Origin of the sequence: Streptomyces sp. NPDC093071 (assembly GCF_044754545.1) — a bacterium.
Taxonomy (GTDB): domain Bacteria; phylum Actinomycetota; class Actinomycetes; order Streptomycetales; family Streptomycetaceae; genus Streptomyces.
The window spans coordinates 46,353-71,960 of sequence record NZ_JBIVPH010000004.1 but is presented as its reverse complement, the minus strand read 5'-3'; the positions used below and the strand labels follow the sequence as shown (position 1 = coordinate 71,960).

General features: G+C 73.6%; 23 protein-coding genes. 8 read left to right on the top strand and 15 right to left on the bottom strand.

The genetic code is table 11. The features are described from left to right. The first annotated feature begins 96 nt into the window (after nucleotides 1-96). Nucleotides 97-798 carry a helix-turn-helix transcriptional regulator gene (locus tag ACIQD7_RS17185; protein ID WP_121831550.1) on the top strand — a complete coding sequence of 234 codons (702 nt, stop codon included), beginning with the start codon at nucleotides 97-99 and terminating at the stop codon, nucleotides 796-798. A gap of 43 nt (nucleotides 799-841) precedes the next feature. Here the strand turns inward: ACIQD7_RS17185 and ACIQD7_RS17180 are convergent, their stop codons facing one another. The 5 genes from ACIQD7_RS17180 to ACIQD7_RS17160 form a co-directional block, all read right to left on the bottom strand. Beyond that, nucleotides 842-1,771 carry a phytoene/squalene synthase family protein gene (locus ACIQD7_RS17180; protein WP_402442460.1) on the bottom strand — a complete coding sequence of 310 codons (930 nt, stop codon included), beginning with the start codon at nucleotides 1,769-1,771 and terminating at the stop codon, nucleotides 842-844. A 12-nt stretch (nucleotides 1,772-1,783) separates the two neighbouring features. After that, a complete protein-coding gene (locus tag ACIQD7_RS17175; RefSeq protein ID WP_402442459.1) occupies nucleotides 1,784-3,097 on the bottom strand; it encodes an FAD-dependent oxidoreductase in 1,314 nt (437 codons plus the stop codon). A 71-nt stretch (nucleotides 3,098-3,168) separates the two neighbouring features. After that, nucleotides 3,169-4,449: an MAB_1171c family putative transporter gene (locus ACIQD7_RS17170; protein ID WP_402442458.1), complete on the bottom strand. Its 1,281-nt coding sequence runs from the start codon at nucleotides 4,447-4,449 to the stop codon at nucleotides 3,169-3,171. Further along, nucleotides 4,442-5,029, bottom strand: a complete 588-nt coding sequence (locus ACIQD7_RS17165) for a hypothetical protein (RefSeq protein ID WP_402442456.1) — start codon at nucleotides 5,027-5,029, stop codon at nucleotides 4,442-4,444. The genes ACIQD7_RS17170 and ACIQD7_RS17165 overlap by 8 nt, the downstream gene beginning before the upstream one ends. A gap of 58 nt (nucleotides 5,030-5,087) precedes the next feature. Further along, entirely contained in the window at nucleotides 5,088-5,279 is a 192-nt protein-coding gene (locus tag ACIQD7_RS17160; protein WP_402442454.1) for a hypothetical protein, read from the bottom strand. 186 nt (nucleotides 5,280-5,465) lie between these two features. Between ACIQD7_RS17160 and ACIQD7_RS17155 the strand changes: the two genes are divergently transcribed. The 3 genes from ACIQD7_RS17155 (at nucleotide 5,466) to ACIQD7_RS17145 (ending at nucleotide 8,740) form a co-directional block, all read left to right on the top strand. Continuing rightward, a complete protein-coding gene (locus ACIQD7_RS17155) occupies nucleotides 5,466-6,446 on the top strand; it encodes a LuxR C-terminal-related transcriptional regulator (RefSeq protein WP_402442452.1) in 981 nt (326 codons plus the stop codon). A 163-nt stretch (nucleotides 6,447-6,609) separates the two neighbouring features. After that, nucleotides 6,610-8,055, top strand: coding sequence for an AI-2E family transporter (locus ACIQD7_RS17150; RefSeq protein WP_402442450.1), 1,446 nt, complete (start codon nucleotides 6,610-6,612; stop codon nucleotides 8,053-8,055). 142 nt (nucleotides 8,056-8,197) lie between these two features. Beyond that, the gene (locus ACIQD7_RS17145; protein ID WP_402442448.1) at nucleotides 8,198-8,740 is read left to right on the top strand and encodes a hypothetical protein; all 543 of its coding nucleotides are present in this window, start codon (nucleotides 8,198-8,200) and stop codon (nucleotides 8,738-8,740) included. 60 nt (nucleotides 8,741-8,800) lie between these two features. On the opposite strand, the gene ACIQD7_RS17140 is transcribed toward ACIQD7_RS17145, so the two are convergent. Together ACIQD7_RS17140 and ACIQD7_RS17135 are read right to left on the bottom strand one after the other, a co-directional pair. Beyond that, nucleotides 8,801-9,340: an alkyl hydroperoxide reductase gene (locus ACIQD7_RS17140; RefSeq protein WP_121831558.1), complete on the bottom strand. Its 540-nt coding sequence runs from the start codon at nucleotides 9,338-9,340 to the stop codon at nucleotides 8,801-8,803. Between the two features lie 6 nt (nucleotides 9,341-9,346). Next, the gene (locus tag ACIQD7_RS17135; protein WP_121831559.1) at nucleotides 9,347-9,901 is read right to left on the bottom strand and encodes a peroxiredoxin; all 555 of its coding nucleotides are present in this window, start codon (nucleotides 9,899-9,901) and stop codon (nucleotides 9,347-9,349) included. A 134-nt stretch (nucleotides 9,902-10,035) separates the two neighbouring features. Between ACIQD7_RS17135 and ACIQD7_RS17130 the strand changes: the two genes are divergently transcribed. Further along, entirely contained in the window at nucleotides 10,036-11,010 is a 975-nt protein-coding gene (locus ACIQD7_RS17130) for a LysR substrate-binding domain-containing protein (protein WP_402442445.1), read from the top strand. A 141-nt stretch (nucleotides 11,011-11,151) separates the two neighbouring features. Here ACIQD7_RS17130 and ACIQD7_RS17125 read toward each other — a convergent pair whose 3' ends face one another. The 3 genes from ACIQD7_RS17125 to ACIQD7_RS17115 are packed head-to-tail and all read right to left on the bottom strand — an operon-like array spanning nucleotide 11,152 to nucleotide 14,769. Continuing rightward, nucleotides 11,152-13,524: an FtsX-like permease family protein gene (locus ACIQD7_RS17125; RefSeq protein ID WP_402442443.1), complete on the bottom strand. Its 2,373-nt coding sequence runs from the start codon at nucleotides 13,522-13,524 to the stop codon at nucleotides 11,152-11,154. Further along, nucleotides 13,521-14,204 (bottom strand): ABC transporter ATP-binding protein, encoded by a 684-nt coding sequence (locus ACIQD7_RS17120; protein WP_161374203.1) that lies wholly within the window; start codon nucleotides 14,202-14,204, stop codon nucleotides 13,521-13,523. The genes ACIQD7_RS17125 and ACIQD7_RS17120 overlap by 4 nt, the downstream gene beginning before the upstream one ends. 40 nt (nucleotides 14,205-14,244) lie before the next feature. Beyond that, on the bottom strand, nucleotides 14,245-14,769 hold the full coding sequence (locus ACIQD7_RS17115; RefSeq protein WP_121831562.1) for a PadR family transcriptional regulator: 525 nt from the start codon (nucleotides 14,767-14,769) through the stop codon (nucleotides 14,245-14,247). Between the two features lie 253 nt (nucleotides 14,770-15,022). Between ACIQD7_RS17115 and ACIQD7_RS17110 the strand changes: the two genes are divergently transcribed. Next, the gene (locus ACIQD7_RS17110; RefSeq protein ID WP_402442440.1) at nucleotides 15,023-17,263 is read left to right on the top strand and encodes a transglycosylase domain-containing protein; all 2,241 of its coding nucleotides are present in this window, start codon (nucleotides 15,023-15,025) and stop codon (nucleotides 17,261-17,263) included. Nucleotides 17,264-17,358: 95 nt separating this feature from the next. On the opposite strand, the gene ACIQD7_RS17105 is transcribed toward ACIQD7_RS17110, so the two are convergent. The 3 genes from ACIQD7_RS17105 to ACIQD7_RS17095 form a co-directional block, all read right to left on the bottom strand. Beyond that, nucleotides 17,359-19,311: a SpoIIE family protein phosphatase gene (locus ACIQD7_RS17105; protein ID WP_390755044.1), complete on the bottom strand. Its 1,953-nt coding sequence runs from the start codon at nucleotides 19,309-19,311 to the stop codon at nucleotides 17,359-17,361. 311 nt (nucleotides 19,312-19,622) lie between these two features. Then, complete coding sequence (locus ACIQD7_RS17100; RefSeq protein ID WP_402442438.1) at nucleotides 19,623-20,288, bottom strand: DUF402 domain-containing protein; 666 nt, start codon at nucleotides 20,286-20,288, stop codon at nucleotides 19,623-19,625. 67 nt (nucleotides 20,289-20,355) lie between these two features. Beyond that, nucleotides 20,356-21,765 (bottom strand): class II fumarate hydratase, encoded by a 1,410-nt coding sequence (locus ACIQD7_RS17095; RefSeq protein WP_390755045.1) that lies wholly within the window; start codon nucleotides 21,763-21,765, stop codon nucleotides 20,356-20,358. Nucleotides 21,766-21,871: 106 nt separating this feature from the next. Here ACIQD7_RS17095 and ACIQD7_RS17090 point away from each other — a divergent pair, with 106 nt between their 5' ends. Next, the gene (locus ACIQD7_RS17090; RefSeq protein WP_402442436.1) at nucleotides 21,872-23,410 is read left to right on the top strand and encodes a ricin-type beta-trefoil lectin domain protein; all 1,539 of its coding nucleotides are present in this window, start codon (nucleotides 21,872-21,874) and stop codon (nucleotides 23,408-23,410) included. 75 nt (nucleotides 23,411-23,485) lie between these two features. Here ACIQD7_RS17090 and ACIQD7_RS17085 read toward each other — a convergent pair whose 3' ends face one another. Both ACIQD7_RS17085 and ACIQD7_RS17080 read right to left on the bottom strand, forming a co-directional pair. Then, nucleotides 23,486-24,112 (bottom strand): lipoprotein, encoded by a 627-nt coding sequence (locus ACIQD7_RS17085; protein ID WP_402442434.1) that lies wholly within the window; start codon nucleotides 24,110-24,112, stop codon nucleotides 23,486-23,488. A gap of 38 nt (nucleotides 24,113-24,150) precedes the next feature. Then, a complete protein-coding gene (locus tag ACIQD7_RS17080) occupies nucleotides 24,151-24,801 on the bottom strand; it encodes an HAD family acid phosphatase (RefSeq protein WP_402442433.1) in 651 nt (216 codons plus the stop codon). A gap of 210 nt (nucleotides 24,802-25,011) precedes the next feature. Between ACIQD7_RS17080 and ACIQD7_RS17075 the strand changes: the two genes are divergently transcribed. Next, nucleotides 25,012-25,551 carry an SRPBCC family protein gene (locus ACIQD7_RS17075; protein ID WP_402442431.1) on the top strand — a complete coding sequence of 180 codons (540 nt, stop codon included), beginning with the start codon at nucleotides 25,012-25,014 and terminating at the stop codon, nucleotides 25,549-25,551. Nucleotides 25,552-25,608 lie beyond the last annotated feature (57 nt).

Genomic DNA, 25,608 nt, shown 5'->3' with positions numbered 1-25,608 from the left:
TGCTCCCCGGAACGGCCGGAGCCCGTGACTCGGGCGGAGACGGGCGGCTAACCTGCACCCAACCGACCGTCCCCGCCCCGCTGGAGACCGCCTCGCATGAACGCCGTCGACCCGCCGCAGGACGACCTCGCGGCGCTGATCACGGCGATCAACGGACTGCTCCCCTGCACGGCGATGACCCACGAGGACCTGGAACTCGACTCGGTGGCCCGCCGGACCGGCATCCCGGAGGACGTCGTCCTCGCCCTCCTCCGGGGCGAGCCGGTCCCGGACGACGCGCTGAACCCGGGCTTCACCGACCGCCTCGCCTTCCTCCTCGACACCCGGCGCGCACCGGACGGCAAGCCCTACCGGCAGGTCGACATCGCGGACGCCCTCGGCCTCTCCCGGGGCATGGTCTCCGCCCTCCTGTCGGGCAACCGCGAGGCGGGCAGGGCCGTGACGGCCTCCCTGGAGGAGTTCTTCGACGTGGACCCCGGCTTCCTGAGCACGAGCGGCCGCCGGGCCCTCGCCCGGGCGCTGCGCCCCGTCTACGCGAGCCTCCTCACGCTGAGCACCCTCCGCGGGGAGCGCGTCAGCGGCCTCGCGCTGCGCGGCGGCGTCGACGTCGCGGACATCCGGCTGGCCGACCAGCTCAGGGAGGCCCTCGCGGCGGTCCTCACCCGGCCCCCGCCGGAACCCGAGGCGGACCCGCACGAGCGGGAACTCCGGGAGATCGCCGACCAGGTCCGCGCCCTCGCCCCGCCCTCCCGCACCCGCCTCATGGGCAAGATCCGGGGCCTGCTGCGGCAGCCGTGACGGCCCGCTGGGGCCTGTCCGGCCATGATCCGCCGGACAGGCCCTACGCCCCGCCCCGCCGGTCGCGGCCGGCGCCCCGGCGCGCCAGCTCCCGGAGCAGTACGGCGGCGCACCCGGCCGGCGGGGGACCGCACGGGCGGGACACGAGTGACGCCCCGGCCTTCCGCACCGCCGCCGCCCGCAGCTCCTGCACCCCCAGGACGGCGCGCAGGAACGGGCGGTGCGCCCCGGCCGCGAGGCCGACGACCGGCCGCGCCTCCTCCAGGAAGGCGGCGGCGACATCGGCCTGAGCGGCGACGAGCGCCGCGACCCCGTCCGCGCGCCCCGTGTCCGGACGCAGGTCCCGGACCGTCAGGCCGTGCCGGGCCAGGGCCTCGTCCGAGACGCCGATCCTCCCCTCCTCGACGTCCTGCGCGAGGTCCTCCAGGAAGTCGAGCCGCTGCATGGCCGTGATGAGCGCCAGGCAGGCCCGCTCGAACGCGTCCGCCTCCGCCCCGCCGCCGGGCGCCAGCAGGCCCATGGACAGCATCAGGGCGGGCAGCGAGTACCCCTCGACGTACCGCTCGACCTCGGCCTCCGTGCCGAACCGCTCCCAGGCCACCTCCTGGACGGCCCCGTCGAGGAACGCCCGCACGCGCCCGCGCAGCACCGGATGCCGGGCGACCGTCCACGCGAGCGCCCGGAGCACCGGGTGCGGGGACGCGCCGGAGGCCAGGGCCCCGTCCGTGAGCGCCCGCCACCGCCGGAGCGCCTCCTCGCGCTCCGGCAGGGCGCCGCGGTCGATCCGGTCGTCGGTCTCGTGCATGAAGGCGACCAGGACGACGACGTCGGGCTGGAGCGGCGCCGGCAGCAGCAGTCGCGCCGCCGTGTACTCGGCCGGCGCGAACCGGCGCACCTCCCGGCGCAGTTCGGTGTATCCCCGGCGGGCCTCCGGCTCCCGGATTCCCGCACGGTCGAGGACGCGCTTCCACATGCCGGGCTCCCCTCAGCCGTTGATCAGGACGCGGGCGGCCCGGGCCAGGAACCGCACGTCGGTCAGGGCCTTCGGCGGCAGCTCCATGTTCACGACCCCCATGTACCGCGCGTTCACGGCGGAATCGAGCACGGACGCCTCGGTGAGCCGGTCGGCGACCCACCTCCGCACGCGGTGGCCGCGGGGGTACGGACCGGTGACGTGAGGCTGCGCCAGGTCGGCCGCCGTGGAGAGCTCCCAGGCCCCGTCCACGACCGCCTCGGCGAGACGGAAGTAGTCCCGGGCCGGGACGTGCGGGGACGGGGCCGCGCGCAGGTGGGCGCCCAGGGCGTTCGCCGCCAGCGCCGCCAGCGTCAGGCCCTGCCCGTAGACCGGGTTGACGCTGGCCAGGGCGTCCCCCACCACGACGAGCCCGCCGGGGAACCGGTCCAGACGGGTGTGGACCCGGCGGCGGCTCTCGACGAAGCGGTACGTCCTGACGCCGCCGATCATCGGGGAGGCGTCCGCCACCGTCCGGAGCGGGTCGACGCAGCGCCGCATCCGCCGCAGGAACTCCTCGGGGTCGGACCCGGGGCGGTGCCCGGCGTAACCGGCCAGGACGACCGACCAGCGGTCGCCCTCCACCGCGGTCAGGGCGCCGGGCTCCGTCACCGTGGGCAGGTAGCCGCTCGCGGGCCCCGGGCTGGAGTGGGCGACGACCGTGCCGCCCAGCTCGTCCCCGCGCCGGAACAGGGCGGTGGCGTACCCGAGGTCGACCCTCATGGCCTCGACGGGCGCCCGGTCCCAGCCCTGCCGGACGAGCCAGTCCTCCAGCGGGCTGTTCCGCCCCATCGCGTCCACCGCGACATCGGCGTCGAACGTCTCCCCGGCACCGCCGCCGGGCGCCTCCGTGGTCACGCCGGCCACCCGGTCGCCCCGGAACACGAGGCCGGTGGCCCGCGCCCGGACGGACCGCACGTTCCCCAGCCCCTCGACCCGGCGCCGCAGGTGGCCCTCCAGGAACGGCCGGGTGGCGCCGAGCATCCGCGCCCCGGGCACCGGGGCCTTCAGCCGCCCGTCCAGGTAGAACCGCACGTCGTCGCCCTCGCCCAGGCGCGCGCCGCCCTCCACCAGCTCGTCGGTGATCCCGGGGAACCAGCGCTCCAGCTGCGTGTGCCCCATGGACAGCAGGGCGTGGAGCTGGTGCCGCTGCGGGGTCAGCCGCCCGAGGCCGTCGGGCCCGATCGCGTCGGGCTCCACCACCACGACGTCCTCGGCGTGGTCGCTCAGTACCCGGGCGGCGAAAAGCCCGGCGTAGCTCCCGCCCATGACGACGGCCCGCTTCATGTGCCCCCCGTTTCGGCGCAACGGCCGAGTCGTCGAACGCTGTTGGCGGCGCCGTGCCGCGCGCCGGCCGGTCAGGACATTACCGCGCGGTCACCCGAGGCCCCGCGCGGGCCGGCGTCCCCGGGCCACAGCTCCCGCAGCGCCGAGGCGACGAGGGGATGGTCCAGATGGGCGGCGACGAGCAGGAGTCGGCCCCGCTCGTCGGACGCGGCCGTGTCCTCCCCGGGAAGCGGGGCGACCGGCCCGTCCGGCGGAACCGGACGCCCCCGCCGCGCCCGCGCCGCCCGGAGCCGCGCCTCCCGCAGCCGGAGCCCGGCGTCGCGCAGCACGGCCGCCGTCACGACCGCCTGCCGCTCCGCCGCCGGGAGGGGCGGGACGGCCGCCGCCGCGTGACGTCCGGCGGCCTCGGCCGCGCCGGCCGACGACCAGGCCCGCAGCACGCGCATCCCGTCGAGGATCTCGACCACCCGGCGGTGCAGCGTGAACCTCACGCGGGTGAGGCGCAGCCCGGCGCCGCCCGGATCCAGCGCGAGCCTCTCGTCCACGTCCCGCACCGTCAGCTCCCACAGCGGCTGCAGGGCCTTGACGTCCCGCCGCTCCCGCAGCCACGCGCTCACGGCGGCACCGGTCATCCCGTAACTGGTGAGGACCGCCGCGACGGTGCCGAAGAACGACCCCAGGGTGCCCACGTCGTCGAGGGCGTGGCCGCCCAGGCTCGCGACGAGGACGGCCGGGGCGTTGCACACCACGTACCCGAAGCAGATCACCATCGCCACGCCGAAGTACCGGACCGCGTGCCGCAGGTCCGGATCCGCCGGGACCGTGCGGCGGGCCAGCCGGGCGGTGCTGAGCGTGGCGCAGGACAGCGCCGCCAGGAACAGGACCAGGAAGACGAGCACGAGGGGCTGTCCGGCGAAGTCCGTGTTGAAGCGCAGCGGGTCCGCGGGCCGTCCGTCCAGGTCCGCCGACCAGAAGGCGGCCCCCATGGCCACGATCACCACCCCGTACGCCCCGGCCCACGCCCGGGCCCTCCGGTGCGTCCCGGCGCGCCCGCCGGGCGACGGGGGCACGGTCCAGAGCACCGTGAGGACGTGCGTGATCGCGTAGCACACGACGATCCCCGCGTAGACGGGAAGGGTCGCGGCGCTGGGGCGCCCCGTGGCCTCGCCGAGACCGCGGTAGCCGGCCGGGCTGGCCGCCGCGTACACCAGGACCGACACGGCGAAGCTGAGGGTGATCAGGGCCAGGGTGACCGTCCGCTCCCGCAGGAGGGCCGCGCCCTTCCAGAGGCTGATGAGCAGGTTGACCGCCGCCACGAAGAGGTAGACGGCCGTGGTCGTGCGCTCAGACACCGGCGCTCCGGTGCGCGAGGGCGGACGAGACGGGCTCGTCCCCGCGCGCCCCGGAGAGGCGCAGCCGCTGGAGCATGAGCGTCGCGAACGTCTCCGCGCCCAGCTCGGCCCGCTGGGCGTAGTGGGACCTGGTCAGGACCTTCAGTACGGCCCCTGGTTTGAGGCCGGGCAGCAGCAGGCGGATCGTGGCCTCGTCCATCCCCGGGGCGTGACCGCCCTCCTCGGCGGGGTGGTCCTCCCAGAGGTGGAAGAGCTCGTGCAGGGTGGCGTGCGCCCGGGTCAGCTCACCGGCCTGCGCGTCGACGACGACGTAGTCCCGGTCGTGGCCGCGGACGCAGAAGGCGGACACCTCCGGCGGGAGCGGGACCCCGACCATCACGATCCGCCGGCCCCGCTTCTCCTCGACGGCCCCGACCACCGCCGCCATGTCACCGGCGCCCGCGAGGCCCGGATCGCGGTGGATGAGCCGTCTGGCCCGCCGGGCCGCCGCCCACAGGTGTCCCCGCTCGCGCACGGCGGCCCACCGGCCGCCCGCCCGCCGCCCGCGTGCGCCCGCGGGGCGCGGCTCCTTCAGCGGCATCCTGGACTCCTCCTCGTGATCGCGTCCGTCCCGGCGCGGCCCGACCGCGCGGCGGCGATCAGTCCCAGTCGGGCTCCCCGGGCGCGGCCGGCCCCGACGACGGGAGCGGCGCGGCCCGGTCGGGACCGGCCGAGACCACGGACCGGGTCGCGGACTCCCCGGCGGACACGACCGTCACCACCCCGAAGGACAGGGCGGCGAGGGCCGCGGTTCCGGCGAGTACGGCGAGGACCCTGCTCGCGGTGCGCATGAAGCTGCTCCTTCGTCCCGGTGGCCCTGCCGACGGCACGGCGCGCCGCGCCGCCCCACGGGGGCGTTCCGCACGTCTCGTCATGTCTCGTCATCCGGCCGGGAGTTAGGCTTCCGTACCGGTCCGGCGCTCGCAAGGAATCGAGGATGCCCATCGGCGCATTGCGCGGATGGGCGGGGAGGGACTGTGGACGAACGCGGCGAAGAGGCCCCCGAGGCCGGCGACCTCGGCCTTTCCGAGGCTGATGTGCGGCTCTACTGGGAGGTCCGGCGCGGGAACGAGGACCTGGAGGCGGACGATCCGCGCCTCGAGAACCTCCGGAGCGCCGGGGTCGTCTTCACCGAGCCCCTCACCGACCGGCCCGGCACGAGGCCGCTGCCCCACGTCGAGCGGGAGCTGATCCGCAGGGAACTTGACGAAGTCGAACGCCGCCTCCGGCGCATCCGGCGGATCCCGTCGGTCCTGGGCACCCTGGACCGGGCCGTGACCGAAGGCCGCTCCGACAGCGACGCCGTCGAGATCGTCACCTCCCCGAAGGCCGTCCACCCCCTCCTCCACAACGCGATCGAGACCTCCACCGCCGTCTGGTCGTCCCAGACGCGGCCGCGGCACGCGGAGCGGATGGCGGCGTCGACCGTCCGCGACGTCGCCCTCCTGCGCAGGGGAGGCGTCCGCTACCGGGACCTCTATCCGGCGAGCGCCCGGACCCGGGCCCCCGAGACCGACCACGCCAGGAGGACCGCCGAGACCGGGGCCGCCGAGAGCAGGACCTCCTCGCGCAGGTTCCCCCGCATGATCATCACCGACACGCTGGGACTGATCTCGGACCGCCGGGTGGGCGAGGGGGGCGGCGAACCCGCCATCGTCGTCCGGGACCCGGCGCTGCTCGCCTGGCTGAGGGAGGAGTACGAGCTGCACTGGGAGGCGTCGGACCCCTGGTTCCCGGCCCCGGCCGACGGCCCCGGCGACCGCGAGCTCGTCGAACGCGACATCCTGCGGATGCTCTCCGAGGGGAGCACCCGCGAGGCCATCACCCGGACGCTCGCCATCAGCCCGCGCACCTACACGACCTACATGGCGGCCTTGCGCGACCGCCTCGGGGCCAGGACCAACGAACAGCTGATGTACGAGCTCGGCAGGCAGGGGCGCGCGGCCGTCGGCGGATGATCCCGCGCCCCCGCCGGCCGCCGTCCGGCACCGGCGTCTCAACCCCGGAAAGCCCCCCGCCGTCCTGTGGTGGGGGGCTTCCCGGCACGGGCGTGTAGGTTCGGGGATCCAGGGGCACCCGGGGAGTCACCGGCAAGAGCAGGTGGGGGAAAGAGGGAAGAACATGTCGAGAGTGCCAGGGTGGCTGAACCGGCTGGGCGAGGGTCTGAGCCGCGCGGGCCGACGACTCGACGAGCGCAGAGCCGAGGCGGAGCGGGACGAGGAGCTCGACCTGCCGTACGGGAGACCCGCCGGCCGCCCCCGCGCGGCCGCGACCGTCCCCGCCCGGCCCGGGGACGACCCGGACACCGCCGCGCCCCTGCCGGACCCGGAGGACGCCCCCGGCGACGACGCGTCCGCGGACTCCGGCCTCTCCGTCCCCGCGCCCCCCTCGTACGCCCCGGCCGTCGCCGCCCGCCCCGACCCCGCCGCCGCCATTCCCTGGGGGATGCGGGTGGCCGCCGAGGCGGGCTGGCGCCTGCTCGTCCTCGCCGGGACGGTCTGGGTCCTGATGAAGGTGATCAGCTCCGTGCAGCTGGTCGTCCTCGCCTTCGTCGCCGCGCTCCTCGTCACCGCCCTGCTCCAGCCCACCGTGGCCATGCTGCGCCGCAAGGGCCTGCCCCGGGGACTCGCCACCGCCGTCACCGCCGTCTCCGGCTTCGTCGTGATGGGCCTGGTCGGCTGGTTCGTGGTGTGGCAGGTCATGGACAACATCGACAACCTGTCCGACCAGGTCAAGAACGGCATCGAGGAGCTCAAGCGCTGGCTCCTCAACAGCCCCTTCCACGTCACCGAGCAGCAGATCAACGGCATCGCCAAGAACCTCAGCGACTCCGTCGGCACCAACGCCGAGCAGATCACCCAGGTCGGCCTCCAGGGCGTCACGGTCGTGGTCGAGACGATGACCGGCGTCCTCCTCGCCATGTTCTCGACGCTCTTCCTGCTGTACGACGGGAAGAAGGTCTGGGAGTGGACGCTGAAGCTGGTCCCCGCCCAGGCCCGCCCGGGCGTCGCCGGCGCCGGGCCGCGCGCCTGGCGCACCCTCACCGCCTACGTGCGGGGCACGGTCCTCGTCGCCCTCATCGACGCCGTCTTCATCGGCATCGGCCTCTACTTCCTCGACGTGCCGATGGCCGTGCCGCTGGCCGTCTTCATCTTCCTCTTCGCCTTCATCCCGATGGTCGGCGCCGTCTTCTCCGGCGCCCTGGCGGTCGTCGTCGCCCTCGTCACCAACGGGGTGTTCACCGCCCTGATGGTGCTCGTCGTCGTCCTCGCCGTGCAGCAGATCGAGGGCCACGTCCTCCAGCCCTTCATCCTCGGTCGCGCGGTCCGGGTCCACCCGCTGGCCGTGGTCCTCGCCGTCGCCGCGGGCGGCCTGACCGCCGGCATCGGCGGCGCCGTCGTCGCCGTCCCGCTGGTCGCCGTCGCCAACACGGCGGTCGGCTACCTGCGCGCGTACAGCACCGAACAGGCCCTGCGCAGCACACCGGAGCCGCGCGGGGCGACCGCGTACGAAGTGGCCCCGACGCCGGCTCCCGGCTCGGCGCGGGGCAAGGGGGAGGACATGTGATATCGGAACCGGAGCTGGTGGGCGGCGGGGGATTCGAGAGACCCGAGGTGCTCACCGAGGCGCCACCGCCCCGGCCGCCCCGGGCCCACCGCCCCGGCCGCCCCGGGCCCACCGCCCCTGGCTGTGGGCCCTCGGCGGCGCGGTGCTCGCCTCGGCGGTCTGGGGCGGCGGGCTCTACGCGTACGAGCGGGGGAAGCCGGCGGGACCGGACCTCCAGGGGTACCGGCACGTGGAGGACCTCTGCGAGGTGGTGGACTTCGAGGCGCTCGCCGGGGCCCTGGGCAAGCGCCGGGAGAGCGGCTCGTCCCCCGTGGTGAACGAGCCGGCGATCAGCGAGACCTCGTGCTCGGTCGCCTTCGGCCCGCAGGAGGGCGGACAGAGCGTCGACATCACGTACACCCTGCACAAGGTGGTCGACCCGGGGCCCGAGTTCGAGGCGCGCGCGCAGCAGTTCGGCCTCCTGCGGAAGGTCGACGGCATCGGCGAGACGGCCTTCTTCGACGACATGGAGGAGGAGGGGGGCCGGCTCCGGGTCCTCGACGGCCAGGCCGAGTTCCAGGTCGACATCTTCAGCCAGGACTACGCGTTGGACGGGGAGGAGATCTCGTCGTCGATCGACCTTTCCGGGATCGAGGTCCCGATGACCCAGGACGTACTGGCCCTGATGGCCGCGCTCAAGAAGTGACGGACGCGCGGAAGGGCCCCGGGGCGGAAAGCCCCGGGGCCCTTCTCGTACGGCGCGCGGTCAGGCCTGCTCGGCGAGGACCGCTTCCGCGTCGAGGGTGACGCCGACCGCCTGGATGACGGCGGCGATCTTCACGGCCTCCTGGATGGTGGCGCGGTCGAGACCGGCCTGGCGCAGGACCTGCTCGTGCGAGTCCAGGCACTGGCCGCAGCCGTTGATCGCGGAGACGGCCAGCGACCACAGCTCGAAGTCGACCTTCTCCACGCCCGGGTTGCCGATGACGTTCATCCGCAGACCAGCGCGCAGCGTCCCGTACTCGGGGTCCGACAGGAGGTGCCGGGTCCGGTAGAAGACGTTGTTCATCGCCATGATCGCGGCGGCGGACTTGGCGGCCTGGTACGCCTCGGGCTTCAGGTTCTCCCGGGCCTCCGGCTCCAGCTCCTGGAGCACCTTCGGCGAGCGCGAGGCGATCGCGCAGGCCAGGACGGTGCCCCAGAGCTGCTGCTGGGGGAGGTCGCTGTTGCCGATGACCGAGCCCAGGTTGAGCTTCAGGTCCTTGGCGAAGTCCGGTATGGCGGCCTTGAGTTCATCGAGAGCCATGGCGGATCACTCGCCCGAGAGGAGCTTGACGGGGTCGAGGGTGTTCTCGCCCTTGCTCCAGTTGCACGGGCACAGCTCGTCGGTCTGCAGGGCGTCCAGGACCCGCAGGACCTCCTTGGGGTTACGGCCGACGGAGCCGGCGGTCACCATGGTGAACTGGATCTCGTTGTTCGGGTCCACGATGAAGACGGCGCGCTGGGCGAAGCCGTCCTCGCCCTCGACGCCGCAGTCACGCATCAGGTCGTGCTTGGAGTCCGCGAGCATCGGGAAGGGCAGGTCGCGCAGGTCGTCGTGGTCCTTGCGCCAGGCGTGGTGCACGAACTCGGAGTCGCCGGAGACGCCGAGGATCTGGGCGTCGCGGTCCGCGAACTCGTCGTTCAGCTTGCCGAACGCGGCGATCTCGGTCGGGCAGACGAAGGTGAAGTCCTTCGGCCAGAAGAACACCACGCGCCACTTGCCCTCGTAGGACTTGTGGTCGATCTGCTCGAACTCCTTGCCGCTCTCCAGCGACACGCAGGCGGTCAGGTCGTAGGTGGGGAACTGGTCACCGACAGTGAGCACGCGCTCTCCTTGCAGCGGGGAAGCGCCCCTTTTGAGGGGCTTCCTTGGGGGTTGGACGGATCACCAGCATGGCACGGAGTGCATTGATCAGTGAAATAGCTAGAGTGGGTCGTGTTGATCGAAGGTGGTTATCAGTGGCATCCCCGTACAGCCCCCCGCACGGCCCGCACCGCACCAAGCAGCCGAGCCTCTCCCAGCTCAGAGCGTTCGCGGCGGTCGCCGAGCATCTGCACTTCCGTGACGCGGCGGCCGCCATCGGCATGAGCCAGCCCGCGCTCTCGGGCGCGGTTTCGGCACTCGAAGAGGCACTCGGTGTCCAGCTCCTCGAGCGTACGACGCGGAAGGTGCTGCTCTCGCCCGCCGGGGAGCGGCTGGCGGTGCGCACGCGGACGGTCCTCGACGCGGTGGGCGAGCTGATGGAGGAGGCGGAGGCGGCCCGGGCGCCCTTCACCGGGGCGCTGCGGCTCGGGGTGATCCCGACCGTCGCGCCCTATCTGCTGCCCACCGTCCTGCGCCTGGTCCACCGGCGCTACCCGGAGCTCGACCTCCAGGTCCACGAGGAGCAGACCTCCTCGCTCCTGGAGGGGCTCGCGGCCGGACGGCTCGACCTGCTGCTCCTCGCCGTCCCGCTCGGGATGCCCGGCGTCACCGAACTGCCGCTCTTCGACGAGGACTTCGTCCTGGTCACCCCGGCCGGGCATCCGCTGGCCGGACGGGACGACATCCCGCGCGAGGCCCTGAGGGAGCTGCGGCTGCTGCTCCTGGACGAGGGGCACTGCCTGCGCGACCAGGCCCTCGACATCTGCCGCGAGGCCGGGCGCTCGGACGGCGCCGAGGTCACCACCACCGCGGCCGGCCTCGCCACCCTGGTCCAGCTCGTCGCCGGGGGACTCGGCGTGACCCTGCTGCCGCGCACCGCCGTCACCGTCGAGACCGCCCGCAACACCGCCCTGTGGACCGGCCTCTTCACCGAACCGGCCCCCTCCCGGCGCATCGCCCTCGCGATGCGGACGGGCGCGGCCCGCCAGGCCGAGTTCCAGGAACTGGCGGAGGCGCTGCGGGGAGCGATGAGGGGCCTGCCGGTACGGGTGGTGGGCGACGGGTCCTGAGGCCCCTGGCATCGGCCGCGCGTGAGGGGCGACGGGTCCTGAAAAGCCCCGGCGACGGCTGTCGGAACCCATGGCGCGGCGGCTCCCGGAGCCCCCCGGCACCAGGAACCGCCGCCCGTATCCGTACGTGTGCTCGACGGGTTACTCCGTGCGCAGCCCGTCCGCGCGCATCAGCCGCCACAGGACCGGCATGCTCAGCAGCGTCACCAGCCCGATCAGGGCGGCGCCGATGCCGACGACGGGCAGGAACACCCACCAGTCCTGGACCTGTTGCCCGCCCATCCTCAGGAGGACGAGCCCGAGCGCGAGCCCGCCCGCCACGGCGAGGGCCAGGCCGAGGGCGATCGGCACCGCCGTCTGCCACAGCACCGACCAGCTCAGGGTGGAGCGCCGGGTGCCGAAGGCGACCAGCGAGGACAGCAGCCGCTTGCGGTCCCTGAGCTGCTCCAGGGTGGTCACCAGGAGCGAGGCCGCCACCAGGAGCATCGTCAGGGTGGAGCCGACGAGGATGCCGGTGCGGACGCTGGAGAAGGCCGCGTCGCGCTCGGTGTCCTTCAGGTCCTTCACCCAGACGGTCGGGTCGATCGCCGCCGCCGTGTTCCGCACGTGCTCGGCGGCGTCGGGCAGGGCCGGGTCGATCCGGATCATGCTCTGCGCGTAGGGCGCGTCGAGCAGGGCGGAGTCGATCGCCGACGGGGTGACGAGGACGCCGTACCGGTACATGCCCGTCGGGTCGGGGCGGGAGTCCACGACCTTCGCCTGCGCGGGGATCCTCCACCGCGGCGGCGGGCCGTCCGCGGGCCGCTCCGGCCCGCCCTCCGGCGGGTGCGGGTCGCGCAGGGCGACCGTGGCGCCCGGCCGCGCGACCGCGGTGATCCGCGCGTCGTCCGGGGCGCCCTGCGCGCCGTGCGCGAGGGCGACGAAGACGTCGCCGTCCCGGCAGGAGGGCAGGGCGGCGAACTCCCGCAGGGCGGAGCAGTCCCCGACCCGGACCGAGGCCGACGGGGCGAAGTCCCTGTCCTTCTCCAGGGGGCCGGGCCGCCACGCGTTCGACTCCAGGACGGACATCGCCTCGACGACGCCCTCGGTCCGCGCGAAGCGGGCGGTGATGTCGTGGGCCTCGGCGGCGGTCCTGCCCTGGAAGCCGACGGCGATCTGGCTGCGGGACGGGTCCTCGCCGGTCGGCAGCGTGAAGTCGTTCTCCATCGCCTGGAAGAGCATCTGGAGCGCGATGGCGCCGGTGGCCGCGACGACGATGCCGCTGACCGCGCGGGCCGCCGTGCCGCTGCTCAGCTGGAGCCTGCGGACGGCGAGCTGCCAGGCCACCGGGCCCGCGTGCAGCCGCTTCACCCCGGCCTCGACCAGCCACGGGAGCAGCGTGGTCAGACCGACGAGGAAGAGGACGGTGCCGGTCACGACGGGCACGGTGTCGATGCTGGTCTCGGTCACCTCGACCCGGCCCATCAGCGGGGCGAGCAGGGCGGCGCCGGCCGCCAGGAGCAGCAGCCGCCACCACAGCCGGCGGCGGCGCGGCACGGCGGCCCGGACGACGCCGAGCGGCTCGATCGCCACCCCGCGCAGCGCGACGAGGGTGACCACGACCGAGGCGACCGGGACCACGACGAGGGCGAGGGCGGCGAGCGCGGGCATCGGCACGACGTCGGAGGGGAAGGCGTTGGCGTCCCAGATGGTGACGGATCCGGCGAACCGCCGGGCCACCGCGAAGAGTCCGGCGCCGACCAGGAGGCCGAGGAGCGCGCCCGCGAGGGACTCGCCGGCCGCGATCCGCCGGGTCGTGGGGACGTCCGCGCCGACCAGCCGGAGCGCCGCGAGCCGCCGGTCGCGCTGCTCGCCGCCGAAGCGGACGGCGGTCGCGATGAAGACGAGCACGGGCAGCAGCAGGACGACGCAGGCGACGACCACGAGCAGGATCATGAAGGCGTTCATCGGCTCTTCGGGCACCGACCAGCCGAAGCGCTGGCCGCGCCCGTCGAAGTTGTCGGTGTCCAGGAAGTCGGCGTGGGCGACGTACCGCAGGTCGGCCGGGCCGATGAGCCCGTCCTTGCCGAGGGTCCCGACCGCCTCGTAGGGGAGCCGTTCCCTGAGCAGGGCGCCCTCGGGGGAGTCGAGCAGGTCGCGGAGCGCGGGGGAGACCAGCATCTCGCCGGCCCGGGGGAACGCGGTCGCGCCCGGGGGGACCGGGGGCGCGTCGCCCTCGGGGCGCAGCAGCAGCCCGGAGACGACGTCGTCCCGGTAGACGGTGGCGCGGGTGAGGTGGAGAAAGGTGTCGGGCCCGGGGGCGGTGACCTCCCGGCTCCCGTCGACGGCGCGGACCGCCTCCCGCACCTCCCGCTGGAAGAGGATGTTCGGCAGCGAGGCGGCGAGCAGCAGCAGGGCCACCCCGAAGCCGACGCCGGTGGCGGTCAGCAGGGTGCGCAGCAGGCCGGGGCGGCCGCCGGTGACGGCGAACCGGGCGCCGAGCGCCAGGTCGCGGGCCCAGGTGCGGAGCTTCACGCGGCCCACTCCGCGTCCCGCACCCGGCCGTCGCGCACGACGATCTCGCGGTCCGAGTAGGCGGCGACCCTGGCCTCGTGGGTGACGAGGACGACGGCGGCGCCGGTGTCCCGGGAGGCCTCGGTGAGCAGGCTCATGACCCGCTCGCCGTTGAGGGAGTCGAGGGCGCCGGTCGGCTCGTCGGCGAAGATCACCCGGGGGGCGGTGACGAGCGCGCGGGCGACGGCGACGCGCTGGCCCTGGCCGCCGGAGATCTCGCCGGGGCGCTTGGCCGCGACGCCGTCGACCTCCAGGCGGGCGAGCCACTCGACGGCCCTGGCCTCGGCGGCCTTCCGCTTCTCGCCGTCGAGGCGCAGCGGGAGGGCCACGTTCTCCACGCAGGTCAGCTCGGGGACGAGCTGGCCGAACTGGAAGACGAAGCCGAAGTCGGTGCGGCGCAGGGAGCTGCGCGCGGCGTCGGAAAGGGCGGTGAGGTCCCGCCCGTCGTAGGTGATGGTGCCCGCGTCGGGGCGGACGATCCCGGCCAGGCAGTGCAGCAGCGTGGACTTGCCGGAGCCGGAGGGGCCCATGACGGCGACGACCTCGCCGGCCCGCAGCGAGAAGTCGGCGCCCGCGAGCGCCGGGGTCGGCCCGTAGGCCTTGTCGAGGCCGGTGGCCCTCAGGAGCGGTGCGGAGGTCATCGGCGGGCCCTTCGTCCGTGGTGTCCCGGGAGGCGGGTGGTCATCGGCGGACCTCCTCGGCGAGCCGGTCGAGCCGGGCGGCGGTCAGTTCCAGCCAGCGCAGGTCCGCTTCCAGGTGGAAGAGGGCGTGGTCGCAGATGAGCTGGTCGGCGAGGTCGCCGTCCTTCTTGCGCCGGGTGAGCTCGCGCATCAGACGCAGGTGCTCGGAGCGCTGGGCGTCGAGGATCTCGTCGGCCCCGCGGCCGGTCAGCAGGGCCAGGACGACCTTGGTGTAGAGCGTGGACTGGAGGTACGGCTCCGGCTTCTCGGGGGTGGCGAGCCACTGGGCGACATCGGTGATGCCGGCCTCGGTGATGGCGTACCGCTTCCGCTCGGGACCGCCGCCCGCCTCGACGCCGTCGACGACCACGAGGCCGTTCTTCAGGAGCCGGGACATGGTCGAGTAGACCTGTCCGTAGTGGAGCGGCCGGTCGTGGCCGAATCTGTCGTCGAAGGCGCGCTTGAGGTCGTAGCCGTGGCGCGGGCCGGACTCCAGGAGCCCGAGGAGGGTGTGACCGATGGACATGCCGGTCACTGTACATGGTGTGTATACGCGCGATGTATAGCGGAGGGGAGGTAAGCGGAATGGTCCCTTCATGCAACCGTTCGACGGATTTGCGCGTCGGTTCCTCTGGGCGTGGGTGCTGATTCTCACGTCATGAAAAGACGTGATCGGTCTCCTTTGTCCGTCCTGCCGGTGTTAGCTTGCTGAGCTGATCCGGGGCGCGCGGGCATACGCCGGAGTGCCGGGACACACGACGAGCGGAGCGACGGGACACATGGGCCGACCTGACACGGGCAAGGCGAAGAAGAGCGGCATACGCCGCCTCTTCTCCTGGAAGAAGCTCCTGGGCACCTTCATCGTGTGCTGCCTGCTCGGCATGGGCGCCCTGTACGTGGTCTACCTGATGGTCCCGGTGCCGACGGCCAACGCCGAGGCGACGATGCAGAGCAACATCTACAAGTACGCCAACGGCAAGATCCTCGGCCGCACCGGCGAGGTCAACCGCGAGATCGTCGGCCTCGACAAGATCCCCGAGCAGGTCCAGAAGGCGTTCGTCGCCGCCGAGAACAAGAGCTTCTACAAGGACAACGGCGTCGACATCAAGGGCACTACCCGCGCCGCCTGGTCCACCGTCACCGGCAAGGGCAAGCAGGGCGGCTCGACCATCACCCAGCAGTACGTCAAGAACTACTACCTGAGCCAGGACCAGACGGCGACCCGCAAGCTCAAGGAAATGGTCATCGCCCTCAAGGTCGACCAGAACATGAGCAAGAACGAGATCCTCGCCGGGTACATGAACACCAGCTACTACGGGCGCAGCGCCTACGGCGTCCAGGCCGCCGCCCGCTCGTACTACGGCGTCGACGCCTCCCGGCTCACCACCGCCCAGGGCGCCTACCTCGCCTCCCTGCTCCAGGCGCCCAACCAGTACGACTGGACCTCCGCGAACGCCACCGGCCGCAAGCTCGTCGAGGAGCGCTGGAACTACGTCCTCGACAACATGGTCGAGGAGGGCTGGCTCCCGGCGTCCGAGCGCGCCGGCATGAAGTTCCCCGTGCCGCAGAAGCCCAAGCCCCTCCCCGGCATGGAGGGCCAGACCGGCTACATCGTCGAGGCCGCCAACCAGGAGCTGATGCGCCAGGGCGTCAGCGAGGAGGACATCAAGGCCGGCGGCTGGACGATCACCCTCACCATCGACGAGAAGAAGCAGAAGGACCTCGTCAAGGCCGTCGACGAGCAGCTGGAGTCCAAGCTCGACCGCAAGGGCAACAAGAAGCACGCCGTCGTCCAGGCCGGCGCCACCTCCGTCGACCCGAAGACCGGCGCGGTCGTCGCGATGTACGGCGGCGTCGGCGCCACCGAGCACTGGATCTCCAACGCGACCCGCCGCGACTACCAGCCCGCCTCCACCTTCAAGCCGCTCGTCCTCGCCTCCGCCGTCGAGAACCACGCGAAGACCCAGGACGGACGCCACATCGGCCTCGGCACGATCTACGACGGCACCAGCGGCCGCGACGTCGTGGGCAGCGACATCCCCTTCAGCCCGGAGAACGAGGACGACCGCAGCTACGGCCCCGTCACCGTCCAGCGGGCCACCAACAGCTCGATCAACTCGGTCTACGCCCAGATGATCGTCGACGTCGGCCCCGACAAGGTGAAGAAGACCGCCCTCGCCCTCGGCATGAAGGACGGCAAGGACTTCCCCGAGGCCCCCGCCATCTCCCTCGGCGTCATGAACGCCTCCACCCTGGACATGGCCGGCGTCTACGCCACGCTCGACAACCACGGCAAGCGGGTCTCCCCGACCCTGGTGAAGTCCGCCCAGCACAAGGACCGCACGGTCCGGGGCGCCGACGCGATCGGCGACCAGGTCATCACCCGCGAGGCCGCCGACACCGCCACCAAGGCCATGACCGGCGTGGTGCGCAGCGGCTCCGGCACCCGCGCCGCCGGGGACTACGCGGCCGCCGGCAAGACCGGCACCTCCGAGAACAACCGCTCCGCCTGGTTCGTCGGCTACACCCCCGAACTCGTCACCGCCGTCGGCCTCTTCGGCGAGGACGCCAAGGGCAACCAGGTCACCCTGACGAACACCATCAACCCGGGCCGCGCCAACGGCGGCCGGACGCCCGCGAAGATCTGGGGCGACTACACGACCCGCGCCCTGAACGGCGGCTCCGACGCGACGTTCGACCTGGAGACCGAGGGCACCGACCCGGTCGAGCCCGCCCCGGACCCCACCCCCACCACCGAGGCCCCCGAGGAGCCGACGGAAGAGCCGACCACGGCCACGCCGAGCACCACGCCCCCGACGACGAGCGACCCCGTCACCACCCCGCCGGCCCCGACGACCGACCCGGTCACCACTCCGCCGGAGCCCACCGAGGAGCCGACGACCGACGAGCCGTCCCCGCCGCCCTCGATCGACCCGCCGGACGGCGGTGACGGCACCGACCCCGGCGAGAGCGGCGGCGACACCGGAAAGCCCCGCAACGGCCTGCCGGTGCCCCGGTGACCCCGTACTGACGTCTCGGCGCCGGTACGGAGACGCGCGGAAGGGCCGGACCCCCGAGGGGGTCCGGCCCTTCCGGCCGTCCGGGCGCGGCCCGCTCAGGTACGGGTCGCCAGCTCGAACCAGACCACCTTGCCGCCCGAGAGCCGGGTCGCCCCCCAGCGCCGGGCCAGCCGGTTCACCAGGAAGAGCCCGCGCCCGCCCTCGTCCGTGTCCCGCGCCCGCCGCTGCCGGGGCAGCTGCGGCGAGTCGTCGCCGACCTCGCAGCGCAGCACGTCCGTACGGAGCAGCCGCAGGGTCACCGGCCGCTCCGCGTACCGCACGGCGTTCGTCACGACCTCGCTGATCAGCAGCTCCACCGAGTCCGTCAGGTCCTCCAGGTCCCAGCGGGCCAGCGCCCGCCGGGCGAGCCGCCGGGCCCGGCCCGGGGCCGCATCCTCCGGGTCCAGGAACCAGTACGCCACGTCGCTCGGCGCGATCCCGTCGAACCGGGCCGCCAGCAGCGCGATGTCGTCGTCCCGGTCGCCCGGACCCAGCATGTCCAGGACGTCGTCGCAGAGCGCCTCCAGCGGCGGCGAGTGGTCCGGCCCGGTCAGCTGCGCGGTCGCCGCCAGGCGCTCCCGCAGCTGCTCGATGCCCGTCCACACGTCCCGCAGCCGCGACTCCACCAGGCCGTCGGTGTAGAGCAGCAGCGTGGCACCGGCCGGGGCGTCCAGCTCGACCGCCTCGAAGTCCACCCCGCCCACCCCGATCGGGGCGCCCGGCGGCACCCGGAGGACCTCCGCACGCCCGCCCAGGTGGAGCAGTATCGGCGGCGGATGGCCGGCGTTCGCCACCGTGATCCGGTGCGAGACCGGGTCGTACACCGCGTACATGCAGGTGGCCATCCGGTTCTCGCCGAGCCGCTGCGCCTGCTCGTCCAGGTGGTGCAGGACCTCCTGCGGCGGCAGGTCGAGCCCGGCCAGGGTCTGCGCGGTGGTGCGCAACTGGCCCATGATCGCCGCCGAGGTCATGGAGTGGCCCATGACGTCCCCGACGACCAGGGCGACCCGGCTGCCGGGCAGCGGGATCGCGTCGTACCAGTCGCCGCCGACCCGGGCCGTCTCGGCCGCCGGCAGGTAGCGCGAGGCGAGCCGGACGCCGGTCGGCTGCGGCAGCGAGTCCGGCAGCATCGTCCGCTGGAGCTCGTCCGCGATGTACGCCTCCCGGCCGTACAGGACCGCCTTGTCGATGCCGAGCGCCGTGTGGGTGGCCAGCTGGGCCGCCACGAGCAGGTCGTTCGGCTCGAAGCCGGACCGCTCCGGGCGGCGCAGGAACACGGCCGCGCCGATCACCCGGCGCCGGCCGCGCAGCGGAGCCAGTATCGCCCGCAGTCCGCCGGGCAGCGGATGGTCGGTGCCGAGCAGCTCGGACAGCGCCTCCCGGGCGGCGGCGGAGTCGCCGAAGACCGGCCGCACCCCGCGCAGCACCTCGGCCAGCGCCCCGCCGGACCGCACCTCGCAGAGTTCGGCCGCGGGGGTCGGATCCGGATCGGGCACGAGGACGAGCTCCTCGGACTCCGGGTCCGTTAACCGCAGCCGGTCCGTCCGCCGCAGCCGCAGCACGAACGGCGCCACCGGCCGCTCGTCGCCCACCGGCAGCGGATCGCGCAGGTAGACCAGGATCTCGTCGGAGAAGGTGGGCACGGTCGCCCGGCACAGGCCGAGGACGATCTCGTCCAGGTCGATGCCGCGGGCGATCCGGCGGGTGGCCGCCCCGACGAACCGCAGCCGCTCGCCCTCCCGCCGCGCCGAGGTGCCCCCGGCGCCGCCGGACGGCTGCGGGGAGACGGCGACGGCCACGGCGCCGGAGCCGCCCGGGGCACCGGCCCCGAGGGGCGCCGAAGGTGCGCCGGGCGCCGCCGGGGACTCCGTACCGGGGGGCGCCGCCCCGCCCGGCTGGGCGGGCACGTCGGGCAGGCCGGCCGCCGCCTCCTGGCGGGGTCGCGCACGTTCCTGCGGCCGGGCAGCCAGGGGCTGCCGGCCTTCGTGGGAGGTGGGATGCTCCGTCACGCGTGGGATTCCGTCCGTCCGGGCCGGTGGTGCGATGCACTCGCTCTTCTCGCCGATGCCGCGCCTTCGGCGGGGATAAACCCCTCGTATGCAGCGGATGTGGACGCTCCGCGAGTCGCGGCGACGACGGGGGTCGGAACACCCGGGCAGACGTCCGGCACTGCTCTCCCCCTCGTGGGTGACTGGCGGTCAGGTCCAGTGTGCTATTCGGTCGCTGACGTACTGTTCGGTAGGTCTGACGTGCTGTGCGGTCCCTCTCCGACGCGCGGAGGACGATCCTACGTTTGAACCCCGGGGGTGCATCAAGGGTCTCACGGCCCGGTGCGGGCCGGGGTGCGGTCCCAGTCCGCCGGCAGTTCCGGAACCCGCCACGCCGGATCCGGCCGCCAGTGCTCCCAGCCGTCCGCGAACGGTGCGCCCCACGCCCGGATCAGCTCCACCGCCCGCCGCCCGGCGGCCCGCACCTCCGCCGCCTGCTCCGGACCCATCAGCCCGGACCGCTGGGCCTGCGCGAACTCGTCCTCGTCCCGCCACAGCCAGCTGCGGTCGGGGTAGACGGAGATGTCGAGGAAGTGGTCCTCGGAGTCGACGCCGCCGGACCAGCGGGTCCGGGGCTCCTCCAGGTTCACGTACCAGCTGCGGAAGCGCCAGCCGCGCTCCCAGAACAGCCACACCGACCACGGCTCGCCGGGCCGGGCCAGCTTCAGCACCCCGCTGCCGGCCCAGCGGGCCCGCTCGGTGGTGCGGGGAGCGGTGTAGCGGGTGGCGAGCGGCTCGTCGTGGACGGGGGTGCCGTCGGCGAGCACGGGCCGGACGCACTCGGTGCCGGGCGCCATCCAGACCGCGAGCAGCTCGGGCGTGTCCCGGACGACCGTCACCGGCCGGCAGATGTGCACCGCTCCGGTGCCGTTGCCGCGGTAGCGCCAGAGGACGTGGTCCCCCGGCGCCCAGTGCTGGGAGCCGCCCGATCCTGTCATGCGCAGATCTTAGGGGCGCGTTCCCACCGCCGCTGCGATCCGGGTCACGGAACCGGACGGCCCCGGCCTACGGGTGCGTCATCCGCAGCACGTCCAGCGCCTCGTCCAGCTGTTCCACCGTGAGGTCGCCCCGCTCGACGTAGCCGGACTCCAGGACCACCTCGCGGATGGTCTTGCGCTCCGCGAGGGACTTCTTGGCGACCTTCGCGGCCTCCTCGTAGCCGATGTACTTGTTCAGCGGGGTGACCACGGACGGCGAGGACTCGGCGTACTCGCGGGCGCGCTCGACGTTGGCCGTGATCCCGTCGACCGTGCGGTCCGCGAGCAGCCGGGAGGCGTTGGCCAGAAGCCGTACGGATTCCAGCAGGTTCTTGGCCATCACCGGCAGCATCACGTTGAGCTCGAAGTTCCCGGCCGCGCCCGCCACCGCCACCGTGGTGTCGTTTCCGGTCACCTGCGCGGCGACCATCAGGACCGCCTCGGGGATCACCGGGTTCACCTTGCCCGGCATGATCGAGGAGCCGGGCTGGAGGTCGGGGAGGTTGATCTCGGCGAGGCCCGTGCGCGGCCCGCTGGCCATCCAGCGCAGATCGTTGGCGATCTTGGTGAGGGAGACGGCGATGGTCCTGAGCTGTCCGGACGTCTCCACCAGGCCGTCGCGGGCGCCCTGCGCCTCGAAGTGGTCGCGGGCCTCGGTCAGCGGCAGTCCGGTGGTCCGGGCGACCTCCGCGATGACGGCCGCCGAGAAGCCGGCCGGGGTGTTGATGCCGGTGCCCACCGCCGTTCCGCCGAGGGGGAGTTCGGCGAGCCGGAGGAGCGCGCCGCGCAGCCGCTCGACCCCGTACCTGACCTGCGCCGCGTAGCCGCCGAACTCCTGGCCGAGGGTGACCGGGGTGGCGTCCATCAGATGCGTGCGGCCGGACTTCACGACCTTCGCGAATTCGGCCGATTTTCGCTCCAGGGAGGCGGCCAGGTGCTCCAGGGCGGGGACCAGGTCGTGGGCGACGGCGCCGGTCGCCGCGATGTGGATGGAGGACGGGAAGACGTCGTTGGAGGACTGCGAGGCGTTCACGTGGTCGTTGGGGTGCACCTCCCGGCCCTCCGGCAGCCGCTCGGTGGCGAGGGTGGCGATCACCTCGTTGGTGTTCATGTTGGACGAGGTGCCCGAGCCGGTCTGGAAGACGTCCACCGGGAAGTGCGCGTCCCAGCGCCCCTCCGCGACCTCCTCCGCCGCCGAGACGATCGCCTCCGCGCGGTCCTGGTCGATCACCCCGAGCCGGGCGTTGACCTTGGCGGCGGCCGCCTTGATCCGGGCCAGGGCCTCGATGTGGGCGCGCTCCAGGCGCTGGCCCGAGATCGGGAAGTTCTCCACCGCCCGCTGGGTCTGGGCCCGCCACTTGGCGTGCGCGGGGACCCGCACCTCGCCCATGGAGTCGTGCTCGATCCGGAAGTCCCCGGCCCGCTCGCTGTCGTTCATCTTCTTCAACCTCCCGCAAAAGTTGAGCACTTGTCTTGTTCGATGTATTCCCAAGGCGCGTACCGGCCAGTAAAAACCGTGGGTAACCCCACTTCCAGGAGGCGCAATGACGCGCACCAGGTACAGATTCCGCCGGCCCGTCGCCGCCGTCGCCACGGCCGCGGCGGTCCTCGGAACGATGATCGCGGCCGCCGCCCCCGCCGGCGCGGCAGACACGACCGCACGTACGAGGGCCGCCGCCACCTCCGTACCCCTGCCCCCGGCCCTGGAGTCCATCCGGGCGGCCGAGGCCGTCAAGATCTACGGAAGCCCCGAGGAGCGCCCGCTCGACCAGCGCAAGAGCGGCCTGATCTCGCTCGGCGACAGCGAGATCTCCGGCGAGGGCGTCGGCACCTACGAACCCCCCACCAACGGTCCCGCCAACTGGTGCCACCGCTCGCCCGACGCCGCCGTCCACCGCACCGGGATCCCCGCGGACCTCACGTTCAACGTGTCCTGCTCCGGCGCGTACAGCGGAAACATCAAGATCGGCGGATCCAGGCAGTACGCCGACGAACTCGTCCAGAGCGACAACCTCGCGATCAAGGCCCGCAACACCCGGATCAAGATGGTCCTGCTCGTCGCCGGGGCCAACGACGACCTCCAGTTCGGCCCGGTCATGACCGACTGCGTCACCCGCTACCTGCTCAGCCAGGGCGCCTGCGAGCCCAAGTACGCCCCCGGCTGGCAGGCCCGCGTCGACGGACTCGTCCCCAAGGTCGAGCAGACCGTCCGCGACCTCAGGACCGTCATGCGCGACGCCGGATACGCCGACGGCGACTACAAGCTCGTCCTCATGGGCTACCCGAGCCCGATCGGCCCCGACTTCCGCGACAACCCGAACTTCCCCGGCAAGCTGGTCTGCGGCGGCCTGGGCTACGACTCCGACACCGTCTGGGGCCGCGACACCGCCGTCCCCGCCTTCGAGCGCGGGATGCGGAGGGCCGCCGCGTCCACCGGCGCCACCTACCTCGACAACTCCCGCCTCTTCCACGGCCACGAGGTCTGCATGGAGGACCCCTGGGCCCGGGGCCTCTACATCGACCTCTCCAAGCCCGGCCTCCCGGACGAGAACTCGGTCCGGCAGTCCTTCCACCCCAACGCGCGCGGGCACGCCGCCTTCGCGTCCTGCCTCACCCAGCTCTACGCCTCCGGCCTCCGCGAGGCGAGCTGCGCCGACGTCGACTCCACCGGGAAGCCCACCCTCTTCCCGCTCGCCTGGGACGACGCCTACCGGCCGCTGAAGAACCAGGCGACCGGCAACTGCCTGGACGCCGACGCCGCCACCAGCGCCAACGGCACCCGGGTCCTCGGCTGGGACTGCCACGACGGCCGCAACCAGACCTGGTGGTACGACTCCGCCCGGAAGACCGTCCACACCGGCCTCACCCAGGACCGCTGCCTGGACGTGCCCGACCTCCAGTACCGCGCCGGCACGGGCCTGATCCTCTGGAACTGCCACGGCGGCGCGAACCAGAAGTTCGTCCGCGACGGCGCCACCCTCCGGCCCGCCGCCGCGACCGGCATGTGCCTCACCCAGGGCGCGGCGAAGGAGCAGATCAGGCTCCGGGCCTGCGACGGCTCCGCGCAGCAGAAGTTCGCGTAGTACCAGGAGTTCGCGTAGCCCGTACCCCGCCGGGAACGCCGTGGCCCCCGTCCGGTGCGGGACGGGGGCCACGGCTCAGCGGAGCTTCAGCGTCGTGCGGGCCAGCTCGTACGCCGGGAGCATCGCGCGGTGCTCCCCGGTGTCCATCCCGGCGAGGTGGACGACGACCACCCCCTCGGGGACGGCGACGGCGAAGGCCCGCTCCTCCTTGTCCTCGTCGAGGAGTGCGCTGCGCACCGTGTAGGTCACCTCGACGGCGGGCAGCGCGCCCGCCGTCGTCTCCCGGTACGAGGCCCCGGAGCTCCCCTTCTCCGCCTTCACGAACCCTTCGAGGGCGGTCCGGGCCGGGCCCTTCCCCGCCGTCCACACCCGCAGGAAGCCGACGTGCCCGGCCGGCTTGGCGTCCACCTCGCAGCGGACGGTGGCCGGCCCCTGCCGGGTGAGCTCCGCGAAGTCCGGGTCCTCGGGGTCCTCGACCGCCTCCGGCTCCCAGGCCTTCGCGAGGGAGAAGGAGACCGGCAGCGCGCAGGCCGTCCCCGGCCCGCCGAGGGAGGCCGCCGCGACGGGCTTCGCGGCGGAGGCCTCCGCCGTCGGCCGGGCCCCAGGGGTGACCTCCGGGAGCGGCTCGGGACCGCCGCAGCCGGTCAGCAGCGCTCCCGCCGCGAGGAGGGCGGGGACCAGGGGCCGTATCGGACGTCGCATGATCGTCAGCGTAACCGCGTACGGCCCCCGCGACCGACTCAGGAGAGCTTGCCGTTGTAGTCCGGCAGCTTGAAGGTGCGCTCGGCGTGACCGCCGACGAGGTCGGTGGTGTTGTTGCCGATGTTCGCGATGATCGTGTAGCCCTTGGCCTCGATCTCCGCGCGCTTCTCCGTCTTGTACGCGCCGACCTCGGCGAACAGGTCGGGCAGCGAGCGCACGTACAGGCCGTCGACCGGGTAGCCGGCCTTCTTCAGGTTCCAGTCGGTGAGCGAGTGGATGATCCCGGGGCGCGCGGTGACGAAGAAGACGGCCACCCCGCGCGCGTGGGCGTCGCGGACGAGGGCGCGGACCTCCGCGATGGCCGGGGTGGGCAGCTCCCAGAACGGGTGGAAGTCCGTCTCCAGGGAGCTGTTGTCGATGTCGAGGACGAGGGCCTGCTTCTCGCGCCCGGCGTCCTTCGCGCGCTCCTCGACGTACGGACGGGCCTCGGCGACGACGGCCGCCACGTCCCGGCGCCAGGTGGCGTAGTCGACGCCCGCGAGCGCGGCGGTCGACACCAGGTGGGCGTCCGGGTCGGAGGCGGTGGCGGCGGACGCGGCCGGCGCGGGCCCGACGACGAGGGCGGCGGAGAGCGCGAGGACGGCGGTGGAACCGGCGGCGGCGCGCCGGTGGCGGGGGGTGGAGGGCATGGGGGGCTCCCGAGAGGTCGACCGACTCAGTGGTTGACATGCTCACGGCCCATACTGACGGGTAGGTGACGGGAGGACTACCGGTCGGTAGCGACTTTCTGAGCGCCCGTCATCAAGAGGTGGCACCGCTTCCGGCGGGGTGACGTGCGTCCCGTTGTGGACGCGGGCCGGGGCCCCCGATGATCGGAGGACCGAACCGGAGGGAGCGCCATGCGGTACGCCGAGGGGCCAAGCGTCCACTGCGACATCCACGTCGGGGCGGCCGTGCCGCTGGTCTGGGAGCTGGTGACCGACATCCTGCTGCCCGCTCGCTTCAGCCCCGAACTGCGCCGCGCCGCCTGGCTCGACGGCGCGGACGGCCCCCGGGTGGGCGCCCGCTTCGAGGGCCACAACCACCACCGGCTGCTCGGCGAGTGGCGGACCGTCTCGTACGTGACCGAGCTGGAGGACGCGGGCGAGCGGCGGGTGTTCGCCTGGGCCGTCACGGACGCGGACGGCCGCTTCGGCGGCCCGGCACCGGACCCGGCGAGGCCCATGGCGGCCTGGCGCTACGAGCTCGCCCCCGAGGACGGCGGCACCCGGCTCCGCCAGTCGGCCCGCCTCGGCCCGGCCCGCAGCGGCGTCTCCCTGACCCTCGACCGCCGGCCGGACCGCGAGGAGGAGATCGTCGCCACCCGCCTGGAGGAACTGCGCACGGGGATGGGCGAGACCCTCGCGGGCATCAAGTCCCTGGCGGAACGGGGCGCGTGAAGGGAGGAGCCCCCGGCCGCTGAAGGCCGGGGGCTCTCCGGGGGTGCCGCCGAGGGC